At 59.0% G+C, this 795-nt stretch carries 1 protein-coding gene; it reads right to left on the bottom strand.

Features of this window, described 5'->3' with window-relative positions; translation table 11 throughout:
* The coding region (locus ACOCD2_RS23260) for a Rieske 2Fe-2S domain-containing protein (protein WP_293653637.1) at positions 1 to 724 on the bottom strand (724 nt) is incomplete at its 3' end.
* Positions 725 to 795 lie beyond the last annotated feature (71 nt).

Here is a 795-nt window from a genome sequence, read left to right as displayed (position 1 = left end):
ACGAGAATCTCTTCTCTTGGCGAGTACCTTGGCACGAGAAATGGGCTATCGGGCTATCTTGGTCACGTCCCGGCGCCCAAAAACGCCGGAACCAGGGGATCGGTGAGCGATGCGGGCTAGGCGACAGCAGCGACCATACGAGGCTCTTTTCCCGGGGTTCCTGAAAATACTCCGCCACCGCACCATCTTCGAGCATGGTTACCTGGGCCATCACCGGCTTGGCCGTCGGAGTGCGAAACCAGTATCTGTGCACATGGGTGGCATGGGGGCAGTCCAGAAAGTTTTCCAGACAGGCTTCCACATTTGCAGCAAACAGGGTTTCCATGCGAAAGCTGGTCCAGCCGTGCAATCCCAGGTGAGGAAATACCAGAGGCGCTTCTTCCGGCACCTTGTCACCCGGGCAAACCCAGACGTAACCGTCCTGCTCGACGCAGTCATACTGATGGATGGAACAGTCAGGGGGGGTGCCTGCCCTGTAAGGGATCTCCACCAGCCTCCCCTGGCGATCGAAACGCCATCCATGGTAAGGGCAGGCCAGTTGCCCGTCGGCCACTTCACCGGCGGAAAGCGGGGCATTGCGATGCGGACAGCAGTCATCGAGTGCGGAGACCTGACCGGATTCACTGCGAAAAAAAACCAACCTGCGCCCGAACAGAGTTCGCGCGACAGGCCGATTTTTCAGTTTGCGGCTGGGGCAGGCGATATACCAGCAGTTCTTCAGCATACGCCGTCGCCCCGTTGTTCCTAGCGCGGCAGGGTAACTACTCACCCCTAAGATGAGTACAAGCCTGCCTC

This window comes from Thiolapillus sp., assembly GCF_048562965.1.
GTDB lineage: Bacteria > Pseudomonadota > Gammaproteobacteria > Chromatiales > Chromatiaceae > Thiolapillus > Thiolapillus brandeum_A.
Note: the sequence above shows the minus strand (reverse complement) of the source record. Positions and strands in the feature narration are given on the sequence as shown.